The sequence below is a fragment of the Burkholderia pyrrocinia genome (assembly GCF_001028665.1).
Taxonomy (GTDB): Bacteria; Pseudomonadota; Gammaproteobacteria; order Burkholderiales; family Burkholderiaceae; genus Burkholderia; species Burkholderia pyrrocinia.
Genome location: NZ_CP011504.1, coordinates 1845766 through 1862547 on the forward strand (window position 1 = coordinate 1845766; position 16782 = coordinate 1862547).

The 16782-nt window shown below is 68.8% G+C and carries 13 protein-coding genes; 8 read left to right on the forward strand and 5 right to left on the reverse strand.

The annotated features are described in order from the left end of the window. The first annotated feature begins 215 nt into the window (after window positions 1-215). Window positions 216-1493, forward strand: a complete 1278-nt coding sequence (locus tag ABD05_RS24455; RefSeq protein WP_047902608.1) for an HAD family hydrolase — start codon at window positions 216-218, stop codon at window positions 1491-1493. Window positions 1494-1574: 81 nt separating this feature from the next. Here ABD05_RS24455 and ABD05_RS24460 read toward each other — a convergent pair whose 3' ends face one another. The 3 genes from ABD05_RS24460 to ABD05_RS24470 all read right to left on the reverse strand — a co-directional run bounded on the left by ABD05_RS24460 (window position 1575) and on the right by ABD05_RS24470 (window position 5072). Further along, window positions 1575-2348: a slipin family protein gene (locus ABD05_RS24460; RefSeq protein ID WP_047902609.1), complete on the reverse strand. Its 774-nt coding sequence runs from the start codon at window positions 2346-2348 to the stop codon at window positions 1575-1577. Then, entirely contained in the window at window positions 2345-3916 is a 1572-nt protein-coding gene (locus ABD05_RS24465) for an NfeD family protein (RefSeq protein ID WP_047902610.1), read from the reverse strand. The genes ABD05_RS24460 and ABD05_RS24465 overlap by 4 nt, the downstream gene beginning before the upstream one ends. Window positions 3917-4037: 121 nt before the next feature. After that, window positions 4038-5072, reverse strand: a complete 1035-nt coding sequence (locus tag ABD05_RS24470; RefSeq protein ID WP_047902611.1) for an AraC family transcriptional regulator — start codon at window positions 5070-5072, stop codon at window positions 4038-4040. Window positions 5073-5209: 137 nt separating this feature from the next. On the opposite strand from ABD05_RS24470, the gene ABD05_RS24475 reads away from it, so the two are divergent. From ABD05_RS24475 to ABD05_RS24500, 6 genes are all read left to right on the forward strand, one after another. Then, a complete protein-coding gene (locus ABD05_RS24475) occupies window positions 5210-6343 on the forward strand; it encodes an acyl-CoA dehydrogenase family protein (protein WP_047903773.1) in 1134 nt (377 codons plus the stop codon). 167 nt (window positions 6344-6510) lie between these two features. Continuing rightward, window positions 6511-8217, forward strand: coding sequence for an AMP-binding protein (locus ABD05_RS24480; RefSeq protein ID WP_047902612.1), 1707 nt, complete (start codon window positions 6511-6513; stop codon window positions 8215-8217). A gap of 109 nt (window positions 8218-8326) precedes the next feature. Beyond that, complete coding sequence (locus ABD05_RS24485; RefSeq protein WP_047902613.1) at window positions 8327-9856, forward strand: CoA-acylating methylmalonate-semialdehyde dehydrogenase; 1530 nt, start codon at window positions 8327-8329, stop codon at window positions 9854-9856. An 18-nt stretch (window positions 9857-9874) separates the two neighbouring features. Further along, window positions 9875-10777 carry a 3-hydroxyisobutyrate dehydrogenase gene (mmsB, locus tag ABD05_RS24490; RefSeq protein ID WP_047902614.1) on the forward strand — a complete coding sequence of 301 codons (903 nt, stop codon included), beginning with the start codon at window positions 9875-9877 and terminating at the stop codon, window positions 10775-10777. After that, the gene (locus ABD05_RS24495) at window positions 10774-11565 is read left to right on the forward strand and encodes an enoyl-CoA hydratase (protein ID WP_047902615.1); all 792 of its coding nucleotides are present in this window, start codon (window positions 10774-10776) and stop codon (window positions 11563-11565) included. The genes mmsB and ABD05_RS24495 overlap by 4 nt, the downstream gene beginning before the upstream one ends. Then, window positions 11562-12701 carry an enoyl-CoA hydratase/isomerase family protein gene (locus ABD05_RS24500; RefSeq protein ID WP_047902616.1) on the forward strand — a complete coding sequence of 380 codons (1140 nt, stop codon included), beginning with the start codon at window positions 11562-11564 and terminating at the stop codon, window positions 12699-12701. Before ABD05_RS24495 ends, ABD05_RS24500 begins: the two co-directional genes overlap by 4 nt. Window positions 12702-12731: 30 nt before the next feature. Here ABD05_RS24500 and ABD05_RS24505 read toward each other — a convergent pair whose 3' ends face one another. After that, window positions 12732-13661, reverse strand: coding sequence for a LysR family transcriptional regulator (locus tag ABD05_RS24505; RefSeq protein WP_047902617.1), 930 nt, complete (start codon window positions 13659-13661; stop codon window positions 12732-12734). A gap of 178 nt (window positions 13662-13839) precedes the next feature. On the opposite strand from ABD05_RS24505, the gene ABD05_RS24510 reads away from it, so the two are divergent. Further along, the gene (locus ABD05_RS24510; RefSeq protein ID WP_047902618.1) at window positions 13840-15378 is read left to right on the forward strand and encodes an MFS transporter; all 1539 of its coding nucleotides are present in this window, start codon (window positions 13840-13842) and stop codon (window positions 15376-15378) included. Between the two features lie 30 nt (window positions 15379-15408). On the opposite strand, the gene ABD05_RS24515 is transcribed toward ABD05_RS24510, so the two are convergent. After that, entirely contained in the window at window positions 15409-16782 is a 1374-nt protein-coding gene (locus ABD05_RS24515; protein WP_047902619.1) for an efflux transporter outer membrane subunit, read from the reverse strand.

The following is a 16782-nucleotide window of genomic DNA, read 5'->3' on the forward strand; positions in this document are numbered from 1 at the left end:
CGCCTTGTGACGGCCCGGCATGTCGCGCCGGATCAACTCCCTGTCGCATCACGATGTGACACTGTCAAATTGCCGAAATAATTTCGTCACATCATTCGCCCCCGGTTCGGAGCCATCCCGGCTTCGCCGCGCCGATGAGCCGCCGGTGCGCGGTGCGCCGCGCGGGGTAGTGACCGAAGCCGATTCGAGACTCGACATTTCCACGGAGAGAGACCATGCAACGCCGCAAGTTCATGAACACCCTTGCCGCGGCGACCGCCGCGACGTCGCTGATGCTCAAGGCCGGCACGGCCGACGCGAAGAGCGCAACCGCGCCGGATGCGCTGGACCCGGGCCGCTGGTCGCCGTTCAACGCCGCGCGCCTGCAGGCGGTGCTCGACCGGCATGGCGTCGCGAGCGCGCGCTACGACGAAAAGCGTCGCCCGTACGCGGTGTTCGACTGGGACAACACGTGCATCATGAACGACTGCGAAGAGGCGCTGCTGATGTACCAGATCAACCATCTGCAGTACAAGCTGACGCCGGACGAATTCGTCGACGTGATGTGGAAGGACGTGCCGAAGGGCGCCTTCATGAAGGACTACACGACGGTGGACGGCAAGCCGGTGACGATGGAGGACCTCGCCGCCGACGTCGAATCCGACTATCGCTGGCTCTACGCGAACTACAAGGGATTCGGCGGCGACAAGAGCCTCGACGAGATCCGCGAGACCGATCAGTTCAAGGATTTCCGCGCGAAGCTGTATTTCATGTACGACGCGATCTGCGACACGCACCCGCTCGAGATCGGCTACAAGTGGATCATCTACTTCTACAGGAACATGACGACCGCCGAGCTGCAGGCGATGGCGGAAGCGTCGAACAACTACGGCATCGGCGACGCGCTGCGCAAGGTCCGCTACGAAAGCCCGAAGACGCTGCCGGGCAAGGCCGGCGTGGTGGCCGACACGCATTTCCACGGCATCCGCATTCATGAGGAAATCCGCGCGGTGATGCACACGCTGCGCGCGAACGGCATCGACGTGTACGTGAGCACCGCGTCGCTCGACGATGTCGTGCGCGTGTTCGCCGGCAATCCGAACTATGGCTACGGCGTGCCGCCCGGGAACGTGATCGGCCTGCGTCTCGACATGCGGGACGGCAAGTACACGAGCACCTATCCGGCCGGCTGGCATTTCAACTGGGGGCCCGGCAAGACGGTGGGCATCCGCAACGTCCTCGAATCGAAGAAGGGCTACGGCCCGCTGCTGGTGTTCGGCGACAGCGACGGCGACGCGTGGATGCTGCGCGACTTCAAGGACACCGCGGCCGGCGTGATCGTCAACCGGATGAAGAAGGGCGAGATCGGCGCGGACAGCAAGCTCGCCGCCGAGCAGGTCGGCAAGCCGGACGCGCGCTTCCTGCTGCAGGGCCGCGACGAGCACACGGGCCTGATGATCCCGGACGAGAAGTCGATCAAGTACGGCAAGACCGAGCGCAAGCTGCTGGCTTGACGTGCGCGGGGCGCCGGGCCATCGCGGCCCGGCGTGCATCGGGATCGATGGCGGCGTCGCGCGGGCCGGGAAACGGGTGTTTCAGCGCTCGCGCGGCATGCCCAGCCGCTCCAGCATCGCCCCCAGAAAATCGACCGGCAGCGGAAACACGATCGTCGAGTTCTTGTCCGCCGCGATCGTCGTCAGCGTCTGCAGATAGCGCAACTGCATCGCCTGCGGCTCCTGCGCGAGCTTTTGCGCGGCCTGCAGCAGCTTCTCGGACGCCTGCAGTTCGCCTTCCGCATGGATCACCTTCGCGCGCCGTTCGCGCTCGGCCTCGGCCTGCCGCGCGATCGCGCGCACCATCGTCTCGTTCAGGTCGACGTGCTTGATCTCGACCGTCGACACCTTGATCCCCCACGCATCGGTTTGCGCGTCGAGCGTCTTCTGGATGTCGGCGTTCAACTGTTCGCGCTCGGCGAGCAGCGCATCGAGCTCGTGCTTGCCGAGCACCGAGCGCAGCGTCGTCTGCGAGAGCTGGCTCGTCGCGTCGAAGAAGCGCGCGACCTGGATCACGGCCTTCTCCGGATCGACGACGCGGAAATACACGACCGCATTCACCTTCACCGACACGTTGTCGCGCGTGATCACGTCCTGCGGCGGCACGTCGAACACGACGGTGCGCAGGTCGATCCGCACGACCTGCTGAACGATCGGGATGATCAGCACGAGCCCCGGCCCTTTCACTTTCCAGAAGCGGCCGAGCATGAACACCACGCCGCGCTCGTACTCGCGAAAGATGCGGATCGACGACGCGACCAGCACCACGACGAAGACGATCAGGACGCTGCTGAAGCCGAATGTGTAGCCGATCATGTTGGTTCACCTTGATGTTGTTGTTCCTGCGCCGGCACGTCGTACAGCGGCGCGACGGTGAGCATCAGCCCCTGGCGGCCGGTGACGCGCACGCGGCAGCCCGCGGCGAGCGGCACGCTGCTCGCGACGCGCCAGCGCTCGCCATGCACGCGCGCCCAGCCCGCGGCCGATGGCGCGGGGCCGGCCGCGCCGTGCGGCTGGTCGGCGCACAGGCCGTCGTCGAGCACTTCGCCGATGCTGCCGACCATCGCTTCGGCGCCGGTCACGACCGGGCGCCGCCGCGCGCGCAGCGCAACGCTCGACACGCCCGCGACCAGCAGCCCGCCGCCGAGCGCGAGGCTCCCGATCACGGGCCACGGAATCCCGTAGCCGGGCACGTCGGTGTCGATCAGCATCAGCGCGCCGATCGTGAACGACACGATCCCGCCGAAGCCGAGCACGCCGAAGGTCGGCAGGAACGCCTCCGCGACCAGGCAACCCAGGCCGAGCAGCACGAGGCCGAGGCCCGCATAGCTGATCGGCAGCAACTGCATCGCGAACAGCCCGATCAGCAGGCAGATCGTGCCGACGAGGCCCGGCAGCACGAAGCCGGGGTTCGCGAATTCGAAAAAGAGGCCGTAGATGCCGATCGTCAGCAGGATCAGCGCAACGTTCGGATCGGCGATGATCGACAGGAACCGGCTGCGCCAGTCGGGCTCGACCACGACGAGCGGCGCATGCGCGGTCGCGAGCCGTACCGTGCCGGCGGTGGTCGTCGCGCTGTGGCCGTCGAGCTGGCGCGCGAGGTCGGCCGGATCCAGCGCGATCAGGTCGACGACGTGCTGCGTGCGCGCCTCGTTCGCCGACAGGCTGACGGCTTCGCGCACCGCGCGTTCGCCCCATTCGGCATTGCGCCCGCGCAACTGCGCGAGGCCGCGGATATAGGCCGACGCGTCCTGCATCGCCTTGCGGATCTCGGTCGATTGCGTGTCGGTCGGCAGCGCGGCCGGCGTCGTGCCCGGGGTTCCTGATGCACCCGGCGTCCCGGCCGGCGGCGCTCGTGGCGCAGCGGGGTTCCCGCCCGGCGGCGTGGCGCCGCCGACGCCGATCTGCACGGGCGACGCCGCACCGAGGTTGGTGCCGGGCGCCATCGCCGCGAAGTGGCTCGCATAGACGATGTAGGTGCCCGCGCTCGCGGCGCGCGCGCCGCTCGGCGCGACGAACGCGGCGACCGGCACCGGCGAGCCGAGGATGGCCTTGATGATCTGCCGCATCGACGAGTCGAGGCCGCCGGGCGTGTCGAGTTGCAGGATCGCGAGCGGCGCGTGCTCGCGTGCGGCGCGGTCGAGCGAGCGAACGATGAAGTCGGCGCTGGCCGGCCCGATCGCGCCGTTGATGGGGATCACGATGACCGGGTGTGCGGCTGCGGTTGCGGGTGCAGCGGCGGGCGGCGGCGCGGCGACGGCCGCGCACACGACGAGCAGCGCCGCGAACAGTGCGGCGCGTGCGACCCGCGCGGACAGCGGGTGACTGGGGTGGCCGTCGGACGCGGCAAGCGCCGGCGGCGGCCCGTGATGTTGAAAGCGCATTGGGGCGTCCGGGCGGCGCACGGCCGCGCGCCGCCCGGCTCGCGGAAAGGGCGTTGGCCCGATGCTTAAAGATTAGGCGGTTTCGGCGGAAAGCGCGAAGCCGAGGCTGCCGCGGCCGGATTCAGCCCGCGCCGCCGCCCCGCGCGAGCACTTCGTCGCGATAGTCGGCCGGACTGCGCCCGCTCCATTTGCGAAACGCGCGGTAGAACGCGCTCGGTTCCGCGAAGCCGGTCGCGGCCGCGACGTCGGCGATCGTGCGCGCGGGGTCGGCCAGCGCCTCGAACGCGAGATCGCGCCGCAGCGTGTCCTTGATCGACTGGTACGCGTGGCCTTCCTGGTGCAGCTTGCGGCGCAGCGTGGCCTCGGCCACGTGCAGCCGCGCGGCCATCCCGCCCGCGCCCGGCCACGAGGCGGGCGGCATCCCGCGCAGCACCGCGCGCACCCGCTGCGCAAGCGCATTCGGGTTGCGGTACTTGACGATGAAGCTCGCCGGCGCGTTGCGCAGGAACGTCTTCAGCGTCTTCGCGTTCTGCACGACCGGCAGCGTCGCGAATTCGGGATCGAAATCGACATACGAATCGGGCTCGTTGAAACGCATGTCGTCGCAGAACATCGACGGGTATTCGTGGTCCGCGGGCGGCGTGTCGCAGCGGAAGCTCGCATGCAGCAGCGGGATGCGCCGCCCGATCAGCCAGCAGGTGAGCCCGTAGACGATGATGAAATAGGTCGCGTACGTGAACATCGCAGGCGTCGCGCCGTTGTTGCGGTGCACGAAACGCAGCCGCACGCGCTGCGGGTTCGCGTCGAGCTCCGCGTGCAGGTCGTCGAGCACGCAGTGCATGAATTTCACCGCGCGCGCCATCGCGTGCAGCCCGTCGCGCGCGGACAGCGCGGCCTGGCTCATCGCGATGAAGCTGCCGCTGCGCATCGGGTGGCGATCCTGCCCGAAAAACTCGTCGTCGAGCGCGCGTGCGATCGCGTTCCACAGCGCACCGTATTGCTGCGCGGACACGCGTGCGCGCGGCTGCCCGAGCAGCGCGGGCGCGATACCGGCCTGCGCGAGCAGCGGCTCGGCCGCGACGCCGCGCCGGGTCGCGAGCGCGACGCTGTACGCGACGAGGCTGATCGCGACGGTTCCCTTGTCTTCCTGCTTCATCGGTGTCGCCGGTGTGGCAAAAACGCTCAGTGTAAATGAGCGACGCGAGCATCGAACAGTCGCGCGCGCTTGCCTACACTTGTTGCATCGAAACGCAAGGACGGTCGCGCCCGGCGGCCGCGGGAGACAGCAGCACCATGGACGAGCTTTATACCGAAGACCAGCGGATGATCCGCGACGCCGCGCGCGCGTTTGCCACCGAGATGCTGGCGCCGAACGCCGCGCAGTGGGACCACGATGCGCAGTTGCCCGACGCCATCGTCGCGCAGCTCGGCGAACTCGGCCTGCTCGGGATGATCGTGCCGCAGGAGCTGGGCGGCTCGTACACGGACTACGTCGCGTATGCGCTGGCGATGGAGGAAATCGCCGCCGGCGACGCCGCGTGCGCGACGCTGATGAGCGTGCACAACTCGGTCGGCTGCGGCCCGATCCTCGGCTTCGGCACGCCCGCGCAGAAAGAGCGCTGGCTGGCCGACATGGCGTCCGGCCGCGTGATCGGCGCGTTCTGCCTGACCGAGCCGCAGGCCGGCTCCGAGGCGAACAACCTGCGCACGCGCGCGGAACTGCGCGACGGAAAATGGGTGCTGAACGGCGCGAAGCAGTTCGTGACCAACGGCAAGCGCGCGGGTGTCGCGATCGTTTTTGCCATGACCGACCCGGAAGCCGGCAAGCGCGGCATTTCCGCGTTCCTGGTGCCGACCGACACGCCGGGCTTCATCGTCGGCAAGCCCGAGAAGAAGATGGGCATCCGTGCATCGGATACGTGCCCGATCACGTTCGAGAACTGCGCGATTCCGGAAGAGAACCTGCTCGGCAATCGCGGCGAAGGGCTGAAGATCGCGCTGTCGAATCTCGAGGGCGGCCGCATCGGCATCGCCGCGCAGGCGCTCGGCATCGCGCGCGCCGCGTTCGACAAGGCGCGCCGTTATGCGGGCGAGCGCGTGCAGTTCGGCAAGCCGATCGCCGAGCATCAGGCGATCCAGCAGAAGCTCGCCGACATGGCCACGCAGATCAACGCCGCGCGCCTGCTCGTGCATCACGCGGCGAAGCTGCGCACGGCCGGGCTGCCGTGCCTGTCGGAAGCGTCGCAGGCCAAGCTGTTCGCATCGGAGATGTCCGAGCGTGTGTGCTCGGACGCGATCCAGATCCACGGCGGCTACGGCTACCTGGTCGATTACGAAGTCGAGCGTCATTATCGCGACGCGCGCATCACGCAGATTTACGAAGGAACCAGCGAAGTGCAACGGATGGTGATCGCGCGGCAGCTTTGAGTCGCGGCGGTCGCGCCGACAGAACGGAAGCATCACGCAGGGCACGAGGGCAGCGCGGTGAACGCGGCACGCAACGGCGTGACCGTGCGCCGCGCAACAGGAAACCGGGCATGTGCTGCAGCGCATGCGCCGGTTGACCGCGATGCATGGAGACTGGAGAAGACACGATGACGGTACAGGCATTCCTGGACGCACGCGACTTTCTGCTGCGCCATCGAACCGACTACGAAACCGCGTACCGCGATTTCGAGTGGCCGGTGCTCGATGCGTTCAACTGGGCACTCGACTACTTCGATCCGATGGCGCGCGGCAACGACCAGCCCGCGCTGTGGATCGTCGACGCGGCGACCGGCACGGGCGATCCGTATTCGTTCGCGCAGATGTCCGAGCGTTCGTCGCGGATCGCGAACTGGCTGCGCTCGATCGGCGTCGTGCGCGGCGATCGTATCCTGCTGATGCTGCCGAACCGTGTCGAACTGTGGGATGCGATGCTCGCCGCAATGAAGCTCGGCGCGATCGTGCTGCCCGCCACCACGCAACTGTCGGCCGACGACGTGCGCGACCGCGTGCAGATCGGCGGCGCGAAATACGCGATCGTCGACGAGAACGAAACCGCGAAATTCGAACAGCCCGACCTCGGCCTCGCGCAGAAGATCGTCGCCGGCGCGCCGCGCGCGGGCTGGCTCGCGATGAACGACGGCTACGCGGCGAGCGCCGCGTTCGAGCCGGACGCCGTCACGCATGCGGGCGATCCGATGCTGCTGTACTTCACGTCGGGCACGACGTCGAAGCCGAAGCTCGTCGAGCATACGCACCGCACCTATCCGGTCGGCCATCTGTCGACGATGTACTGGGTCGGCCTGCAGCCGGGCGACATCCACTGGAACATCAGCTCGCCGGGCTGGGCGAAGCACGCGTGGAGCTGCTTCTTCGCGCCGTGGAATGCGCAGGCGTGCGTGTTCGCATTCAACTACGCGCGCTTCGAGCCGAAGGTCGTGCTCGATGCGCTCGTCAAATACCAGGTGACGACGCTGTGCGCGCCGCCGACCGTATGGCGGATGCTCGTGCAGCAGCCGCTCGCGTCGTTCGACGTGAAGCTGCGCGAGATCGTCGGCGCGGGCGAGCCGCTGAATCCCGAGATCATCGAGCGCGTGAAGAAGGCGTGGGGCATCGCGATCCGCGACGGCTACGGCCAGACCGAGACGACCTGCCTGATCGGCAACTCGCCGGGCCAGCCGGTCGTCGCGGGCTCGATGGGCCGGCCGCTGCCCGGCTACCGGATCGCGCTGCTCGATCCGGACGGCGTGCCCGTGACCGAAGGCGAGGTCGCGCTGCCGATCGGCGCGGACGTCGCGCGCCCGGTCGGGCTGATGAACGGCTATGCGAACAACCCCGACGCGACCGCCTACGCGATGCGCGACGGCCACTACCGCACGTCCGACATCGCGATGCGCGGCGACGACGGTTACTACGTGTACATCGGCCGCGCGGACGACGTGTTCAAGTCGTCCGACTACCGGCTCAGCCCGTTCGAACTCGAAAGCGTGCTGATCGAGCATCCGGCGATCGCCGAGGCAGCCGTCGTGCCGAGCCCCGACCCCGTGCGGCTGTCGGTGCCGAAGACCTTCATCACGCTGCGGCAGGGCTACGAGGAAAGCCCGGCGCTCGCGCTGGAGATCTTCCGCTTCTCGCGCGAGAAGCTCGCGCCGTACAAGCGCATCCGCCGCCTGCAGTTCGCGGAGCTGCCGAAGACGATCTCGGGGAAGATCCGCCGCGTCGAGCTGCGTCGTCGCGAAATCGAGCGCGGCGACGACGCGACCGCGCGGATGCCCGGCGAATACTGGGAAGAAGATTTCGCCGCTGAATTGAAATGACCGACCGCGGGCCGCGCGCGCCGCATTCCGCGGCCGCCGCCCGCAGCCGAATTGAACCGGCCGCCGGGCGGGATTCCGCATTGCGGCCCTCTGCAAGGAGAAAGGATCGATGAACGCGAATCCGACGCCCCAGACGGGGCAAGACGTGCCGACGGTCAAGCTGCTGATCGACGGAGCCTTCGTCGAGTCCGCCACGAAAGAGTGGCGCGACATCGTCAACCCGGCGACGCAGCAGGTGCTCGCGCGCGTGCCGTTCGCGACCGTCGCGGAAGTCGACGCGGCCGTGCAGGCCGCGCACGCCGCGTATGCGACGTGGAAGAACGTGCCGATTGCCGCGCGCATGCGCATCATGCTGAAGTTCCAGGATCTGGTGCGCACGAACCAGCAGCGCATCGCGAAGACGCTGACGGCCGAGCAGGGCAAGACGATCCCCGATGCCGAAGGCGACATCTTCCGCGGCCTCGAAGTGGTCGAGCACGCGTGTTCGATCGGCTCGCTGCAGCTCGGCGAATTCGCGGAGAACGTCGCGGGCGGTGTCGACACGTACACGCTGCGTCAGCCGCTCGGCGTGTGCGCGGGCATCACGCCGTTCAACTTCCCCGCGATGATTCCGCTGTGGATGTTCCCGATGGCGATCGTCTGCGGCAACACGTTCGTGCTGAAACCGTCCGAGCAGGACCCGATGTCGACGATGGAGCTTGTCCAGCTCGCGATCGAGGCCGGCGTACCGAAAGGGGTACTGAACGTCGTGCATGGCGGCAAGGAAGTCGTCGATGCGATCTGCACGCATCCGCTCGTGAAGGCGATCTCGTTCGTCGGCTCGACCACCGTCGGCACGCACGTGTACAACCTCGGCAGCGCGCACGGCAAGCGCGTGCAGTCGATGATGGGCGCGAAGAACCATGCGGTGGTGTTGCCCGATGCGAACCGCGAGCAGACGATCAATGCGCTCGTCGGCGCCGGCTTCGGCGCGGCGGGGCAGCGCTGCATGGCGACGTCGGTCGCGGTGCTGGTTGGCGACGCGCGCGACTGGCTGCCCGATCTCGTCGCCAAGGCGAAGCTGTTGAAGGTGAATGCCGGCGCGGAAGCCGGCACCGACGTCGGCCCGGTCGTGTCGAAGACCGCGAAGGAACGCATCCTGTCGCTGATCGAAGCGGGCGTGAGCGAAGGTGCGAAGCTCGAGCTCGACGGCCGCGACGTGAAGGTGGCCGGCTACGAAAGCGGCAACTTCATCGGCCCGACGATCTTCTCGGGCGTGAAGACCGACATGTCGATCTACACGCACGAAATCTTCGGCCCGGTGCTCGTCGTGCTCGAAGCCGACTCGCTCGACGACGCGATCGCGCTTGTCAACGCGAACCCGTTCGGCAACGGCGTGGGCCTGTTCACGCAAAGCGGCGCGGCCGCACGCAAGTTCCAGAGCGAGATCGACATCGGCCAGGTCGGCATCAACATCCCGATCCCGGTACCGGTGCCGTTCTTCAGCTTCACCGGTTCGCGCGGGTCGAAGCTCGGCGATCTCGGCCCGTACGGCAAGCAGGTCGTGCAGTTCTACACGCAGACGAAGACGGTCACCGCGCGCTGGTTCGACGACGACACGACGGCCGGCCCGGTGAATACCACGATCCGGCTGCATTGAGCGGCGGAGGACACGAACATGAAAATCGGATTTATCGGCCTGGGCCACATGGGTGCGCCGATGGCGCTGAACCTGTTGAAGGCCGGCCATGAAGTGCATGCGTTCGACCTGAGCGCCGATGCATTGCGCGCGCTGCAGGACGCCGGCGCGCAGGTTGCCGCGTCGCCGCGCGACGCCGCGTCGGGCGCGACGTTCGTGATCACGATGCTGCCGGCCGCGCCGCACGTGCGTTCGGTGCTGACCGGCGAGAACGGCGTGCTCGCCGGCCTCGATGCGGGCGCGACCGTGATCGATTCGAGCACGATCGACCCGGCGAGCGCGCAGGCATTCGGCGCGCTGGTGCGCGAGCACGGCGGCGCGTTCGTCGATGCGCCGGTATCGGGCGGCACCGGCGGCGCGGCGGCCGGCACGCTGACCTTCATGGTCGGCGGCAGCGATGCCGATTTCGAGCGCGTGAAACCCGTGCTCGCAGGCATGGGCAAGAACATCGTCCATTGCGGCGCGACGGGCATGGGGCAGGTCGCGAAGGTCTGCAACAACCTCGTGCTCGGCATCTCGATGGCGGCCGTGTCGGAGGCGATGTCGCTCGGCGTTGCGCTCGGCATCGACCCGAAGGTGCTGGCCGGCATCGTCAACACGTCGACGGGCCGCTGCTGGAGCTCGGACACGTACAACCCGTATCCGGGCGTGATCGACACCGCGCCGTCGTCGCGCGGCTACTCGGGCGGCTTCGGCACCGACCTGATGCTGAAGGATCTCGGCCTCGCGAACGATGCGGCGAAGCAGGCGCGCCAGCCCGTCTACCTCGGCGCGCTCGCGCAGCAGCTGTACCAGACGATGAGCAGCCGCGGCGACGGGCAGCTCGATTTCTCGGCGGTGATCCGCCTGTACCAACCCGCACCGAAGAAGGACGCGCAATGATCGAACTGGATTTCGTCGACGACGGCGCGATCGCGTGCGCGACGCTCAAGCGTCCGCCCGCGAACGCCTTTACCGCCGACGGGCTGCAGCAACTGCAGGAAACCGTCGCCGAACTGAATGCGAACCCGCGCGTGCGTGCGCTGGTGATCACGGGCGACGGCCCGAAATTCTTCAGCGCGGGCGCCGACCTCAACACGTTCGCCGACGGCGACCGCGCGGTCGCGCGCGCGATGGCGTCGCGTTTCGGTGCGGCATTCGAGGCGCTGCACGATGCGCGCGTCGTGACGATCGCGGCGATCAACGGTTATGCGATGGGCGGCGGCCTCGAATGCGCGCTCGCGTGCGACCTGCGGATCGCCGAGACGCATGCGCAGATGGCGCTGCCCGAGCCGTCGGTCGGCTTGCTGCCGTGCGGGCTCGGCACGCAGACGCTGCCCTGGCTCGTCGGCGAAGGCTGGGCGAAGAAGATCATCCTGACCGGCGCGCGCGTCGACGCGGCGACGGCGCTCAGGATCGGCCTCGTCGAAGACGTGGTCGAGAGCGGGGCCGCCCGCGACGCGGCGCTGGCGCTGGCGCGCAACGTCGCGCGGCAGAGCCCGCACGCGGTTGCCTACAGCAAGGAGCTGATCGGCCTCGCACGCCGCGGCGTGCCGCGCAGCGCGGCGCTCGCGGTCGAGCGCGAACGCTTCGTCGACCTGTTCGACACGAACGATCCGCGCGAAGGCGTGGCCGCGTTTCTCGGCAAGCGCGCGCCGCAGTGGAATACCGACGGAGAGCCGCAACGATGAGCACGCCGGTGACGAATCACGACGCGTTCGCGGAAGCCGCGCCCGAGGTGCTGTTCCGCGTGGTGAACCGCGTGGCGCTGATCACGCTGAACCGGCCGGCCGCGCTCAACGCGCTGTCGTACGCGATGATCGGCGAGCTGGCCGCGCTCTTCGAGCGCTGCCGTCACGACGACCAGATCGTCGCGATCGTGCTGCGCGGCGCGGGCGAGAAGGGCTTCTGCGCGGGCGGCGACGTGCGCGCGCTGTACCGGATGGTCGCGCAGCGCGAAACCTGGCTGCCGTTCTTCGTCGACGAATACCGGCTCGACTACGCGATCCACACGTTCCCGAAGCCGGTGGTCGCGCTGATGGACGGCGTGACGATGGGCGGCGGCATGGGCCTCGCGCAAGGCGCGGCGCTGCGCGTCGCGACCGAGCGCAGCAAGATCGCGATGCCGGAGACGCGCATCGGCCTCGTGCCCGACGTCGGCGCGACGCATTTCCTGTCGCGCATGCCGGCTGATCTCGAACTGTACGTGGGGCTGACCGGCGCGATGCTGTCGGGCGCCGACGCGTTGACCGCGAAGCTGGCAGACCTGTGCGTGCCGTCCGCATGGCTCGACACGTTCGAGACGCGCATCGAAAGCGTCAAGTGGGACGGCGACGTGTTGCCGGCGCTGCGCAAGGTGTTCGAGCCGCCGTGCAACGTCGTGCCGCATGCGGCGCTCGACAGCCAGATGCCGTGGATCGTCCGTCACTTCGACAAGCGTTCGACCGTCGAGCGGATCGTCGCGACGCTGACGCAGGATCTCGCGCGCGACGAGCTGACGCGCGAGCACCGTCAATGGCTGCAGGCGACGCTCGATGCGCTCGCCAGCCATTCGCCGACGATGCTGCACGTGACGCGCGAAGCGCTGCTGCGCGGCCGGCAGATGACGCTGGCCGAATCGTTCCGGATGGAACTCGGCATCGTTGCGCGCGCGATCGAGGAAGGCGACTTCTGCGAAGGCGTGCGCGCGCATCTCGTCGACAAGGATCGCAAGCCGCGCTGGGCGCCCGCATCGCTCGTCGAGCTGCGCGCCGAACGCGTGCGGCATTTCCTGACGTCGCCGTGGAAGCTGTTTGCCCATCCGCTCGCCGATCTCGGCGCCGCGTGATGGCCCGACGCGCCGTGCGGCGCGTCGGTTTCATTTCATCTCGTTGATGTCATCCCGGCGCTCGATCATCGGCGGCACCGCCTGTGCGAGCGCGTCGATCACGCAGCGCGTCTTGCGCGGCAGGTAACGCGTCTTCGGCCAGATCGCGTGAATGTCGCCTTCGCAGACGAAGCAGCGGTCGAGCACGACCACCATCTCGCCGCGCTTCACGTAGTGATCGAGCAGCCAGCTCGGCAGCCATGCGATCCCGAACCCCGACGCGCCGGCCGCCGCGATCGCCTGCACGTCGTCGAAACTCAACTGATGCTGCATGTCGACGCGCACCGTCGAGCCGTCCGGCGCGCGCAGGTCCCACGGCTGCGGCACACCCGAGCGTGAATACGCGATCGTCCGGTGGTGCTTCAGGTCGTCGAGCGACTTCGGCATCCCGTAGCGCGCGAGATACGACGGCGCCGCGCCGAGGCTGCCGTACTGCGTGCCGAGCCGGCGCACCGCGAGGCTCGTGCTGTCTGCGAGCGTGCCGATCCGTACCGCGAGATCGATGCCTTCCTCGACGAGATCGACGAAGCGATCGGTGATCGACACGTCGATCCGCAGATGCGGATAGGTGCGCGCGAGGTCGAGCACGATCGGCGTCACGCAGTGGTGCCCGAACGCGAGCGGCACGCTCAGCCGCAGCTTGCCGCGCGCCTCGTTGCGGCCGCAGTCGAGATCGGCTTCCGCCGCTTCCAGTTCCGCGAGCGCACGCACGCAGCGGTCGTAGTACGCCTGGCCGTCGTCGGTCAGGCTCTGGCTGCGCGTCGTGCGCTGCAATAGCCGTGCGCCGAGACGCTTCTCGAGCCGCGCGATCGCCTTGCCGACGGCCGAGCGCGTCATGTCGAGCCGCTCCGCGGCGAGCGCGAAGCTGCCCGATTCCACCACCTGGACGAAGGTCGTTACGCCGTCGAGTCTGTCGGTCATCGCAAGTTGGGCTGATTGGGTCCTGTGGTTCCCCAGTTCGTGGAAATGGGCGCGTCAATGGGGATGAGAATTCTCACTATAGTACCGATTCCCGTCCAGCGTGCGTCGCCGGCCGCGCGCGGCGAACCCCTCTCACCTGGAGGCGCGCGGCCTGTTGCCGGGCCGCCGCGCAATACGCATGACGCTATCTGACTCCCGCAGGAATGCGGTCGCGCTCGCGGCCGTCTGTCTCACGTCGCTGATGTTCGGCCTCGAAATCTCGAGCGTGCCGGTGATCCTGCCGACGCTCGAACACGTGCTGCATGGCGATTTCAACGGCATGCAGTGGATCATGAACGCGTACACGATCGCGTGTGCGACGGTGCTGATGGCGACCGGCACGCTCGCGGACCGGTTCGGCCGCAAGCGCGTGTACGTGATCGGCACCGTGCTGTTCGGCGCGACATCGCTGCTGTGCGGGCTTGCGCCGAACGTGCCGGTGCTCGTCGCGGGCCGGCTGCTGCAGGGCGCCAGCGGCGGCGCGATGCTGATCTGCCAGATTGCGGTGCTGTCGCACCAGTTCCGCGAAGGCCGCGAGCGCGGCCGCGCCTTCGGGATCTGGGGGATTGTGTTCGGGATCGGGCTCGGCTTCGGGCCGATCGTCGGCGGCGCGATCGTCGCGCTGGCGAGCTGGCCGTGGGTGTTCCTCGTCCATGCGCCGCTTGCGGCTATCGCGCTCGTGCTGATCGGCGGCGCGGTGCAGGAGTCGCGCGATCCGCATGCGGGCACGCTAGACGTCGCGGGCATCGTCACGCTGTCGCTCGCGGTGCTCGGCCTGGTGTTCTACATCACGCAGAGCGCGGAGCTCGGGCTGACGAGTGCGGCCGGCCTTGGCGTGCTCGGCGCGACCGTGCTGGCGCTCGTGGGTTTCTTCGTCGCGGAACGCGCCAGCGCGCGGCCGATGTTCGATTTCTCGGTGTTCCGGATTCGCGCATTCACCGGTGCGATCTTCGGGTCGATGGGGATGAACTTCAGCTTCTGGCCGTTCATGATCTACCTGCCGATCTGGTTCCAGGTCGCGCTCGGCTACGACAGCGTGACGGCCGGCCTCGCGCTGCTCGCGTACACGCTGCCGACACTGGTCGCGCCGCCGTTCGGCGAACGGCTGGCGCTGCGCTACGGGCCGGGCGTCGTGATCCCGGGCGGCCTGTTCACGATCGCGGCCGGCTTCGCGCTGATGCGGGTCGGCAGCGCGGCCGACCACGCGAGCTGGCTCACGATGCTGCCCGGCTGCGTGATCGCCGGCATCGGGCTCGGGCTCACGAACACGCCGGTCACCAACACGACGACGGGCGCGGTGCCGAGCGCGCGGGCCGGGATGGCATCGGGCATCGACATGAGCGCGCGAATGATCTCGGTCGCGCTGAACATCGCGGCGATGGGCTTCGTGCTGGTCGCGGGGATCGTCGCGAGCCTGAAGGGCGGCGTCGCGGGCACGATCGGCGAAACGGCGCTGCGCCGGCTCGCGCAGGAAATCGCGTCGGGCCGCACCGACGGGCTGCAGCAGATCGCACCGGCACTCGCGCAGGCCGACCCGAGCGGCGCGGCGCTGCACGCGGCGCTCGTGCACGGGTTCGGCTGGGTGATGGTGTACGGCGCGGCCGGTGTAGCGGTGCTCGCGACCGCGAGCGCGGTGGCGTTCGCGCCGGCGAGGCGCGGGGCGGCCGTGTGCGAATGACACGGCCTGCCCGTTGCGTGGGTACGCCGGTCAGGACATCCCGCCGCCGAGCGCGCGATACAGCGTCATCTGGTTGTTGAGCCGGTTCAGCCGCGTCAGCTCGTCGGCGCTTTGCGCATCGCGCAGCCGCTGCTGCTGGTCGAGCCACGGCTGCACGGCGGTCGCGCCGGCCGCGAACCGCGCGGCGGCAAGCTGCTCGGCGCGCTGCGCCTGGGCCAGCGACAGCGCACGCTGTTCGGCCTCGCGTTCGAGCTGTACGCGCGCCGACAGCGCATTCTCGACTTCCGCGAGCGCCGTGTAGAGCCGCTGGCGGAACCCGACCACCGCTTCCTCGTACTGCGACTTCGACACCTTGATCTGCAGTTGCATCGTGTTCCACTGGATGAACGGCAGCGCGAGGCCGAGCCCGAGCGTGCCGACCGGATTCGTCAGTACGCGTTCGAGGCTCGTGCTCGTCGTGCCGGCGCTGCCGGTCAGCGTGAAGGTCGGGTAGAAGCTCGTGCGTGTCGCGTCGACCTGCGCGAGCGATTCGCGCAGCCGGAATTCCGCCGCGCGCAGGTCGGGGCGCCGGCCGAGCAGGCTGGCCGGCAGGCCGGCCGCTACTTCCGGCGGCGGCGCGTCGGGCAGCGCCGACGGTTCGGCCGCGTGTTGCTGCGGCGGCCGGTCGAACAGCAGCGCGAGCGCGTGGCGGTTCTCGGTGCGCTGCTGGATCAGTTGCGTTTGCGCGGCGCGTTGTACGGACAGGCTCTGTTCGGCCTGCGCGAGATCGAGCCCGGACACCGCACCGGCCGCATGCCGCGACCGGACGACCGCGAGCGTGCGCACCGCATACGCGATGTTCGCGTCGCCGAGCGCGATCTGCCGGTTCAGATAGCCGATCTGCCAGTACAGCGACGCGGTCGTGCCGATCAGCGACAGCCGCGCGGCTTCGAGATCGGCGGCCGTCGCGTCGGCTTCCCAGTGCGCGGCATCGCGCAGCGCGGCCAGCCGGCCCCACAGGTCGATTTCATAGCTGAGCGAACCGGTGACGCCGCTCGACCGGCTCATCCGGTGCGTATCGAGCGTGCGCGACACGGCGCCGTTCGCGCCGAGCGAAACGGCGGGCGTCAGGTTCGTGTCGACGAGCCCGGCCTGCAGTTGCGCGCGGTACACGCGGATCGCCGCGATCGCGAGGTCGTTGTTGGCACGCAGCGCGTCGTCGATCAGCCGGTCGAGTTGCGGATCGCCGAAGCTGCGCCACCAGTCGCGCGTCGTGGCAGGCGCGTCGGCCGCGACCGGCGCGGCCCAGTTCGCGGGCATCGCGACGGCCGGCAGCGGGTCGTGGCGTGCGCCCGCGCAGCCGGCGAGCAGCGCGGCGGCGCATGCGAATGCGCCGAGACGGTGAAGCGAAGAGGAATGCGTCAT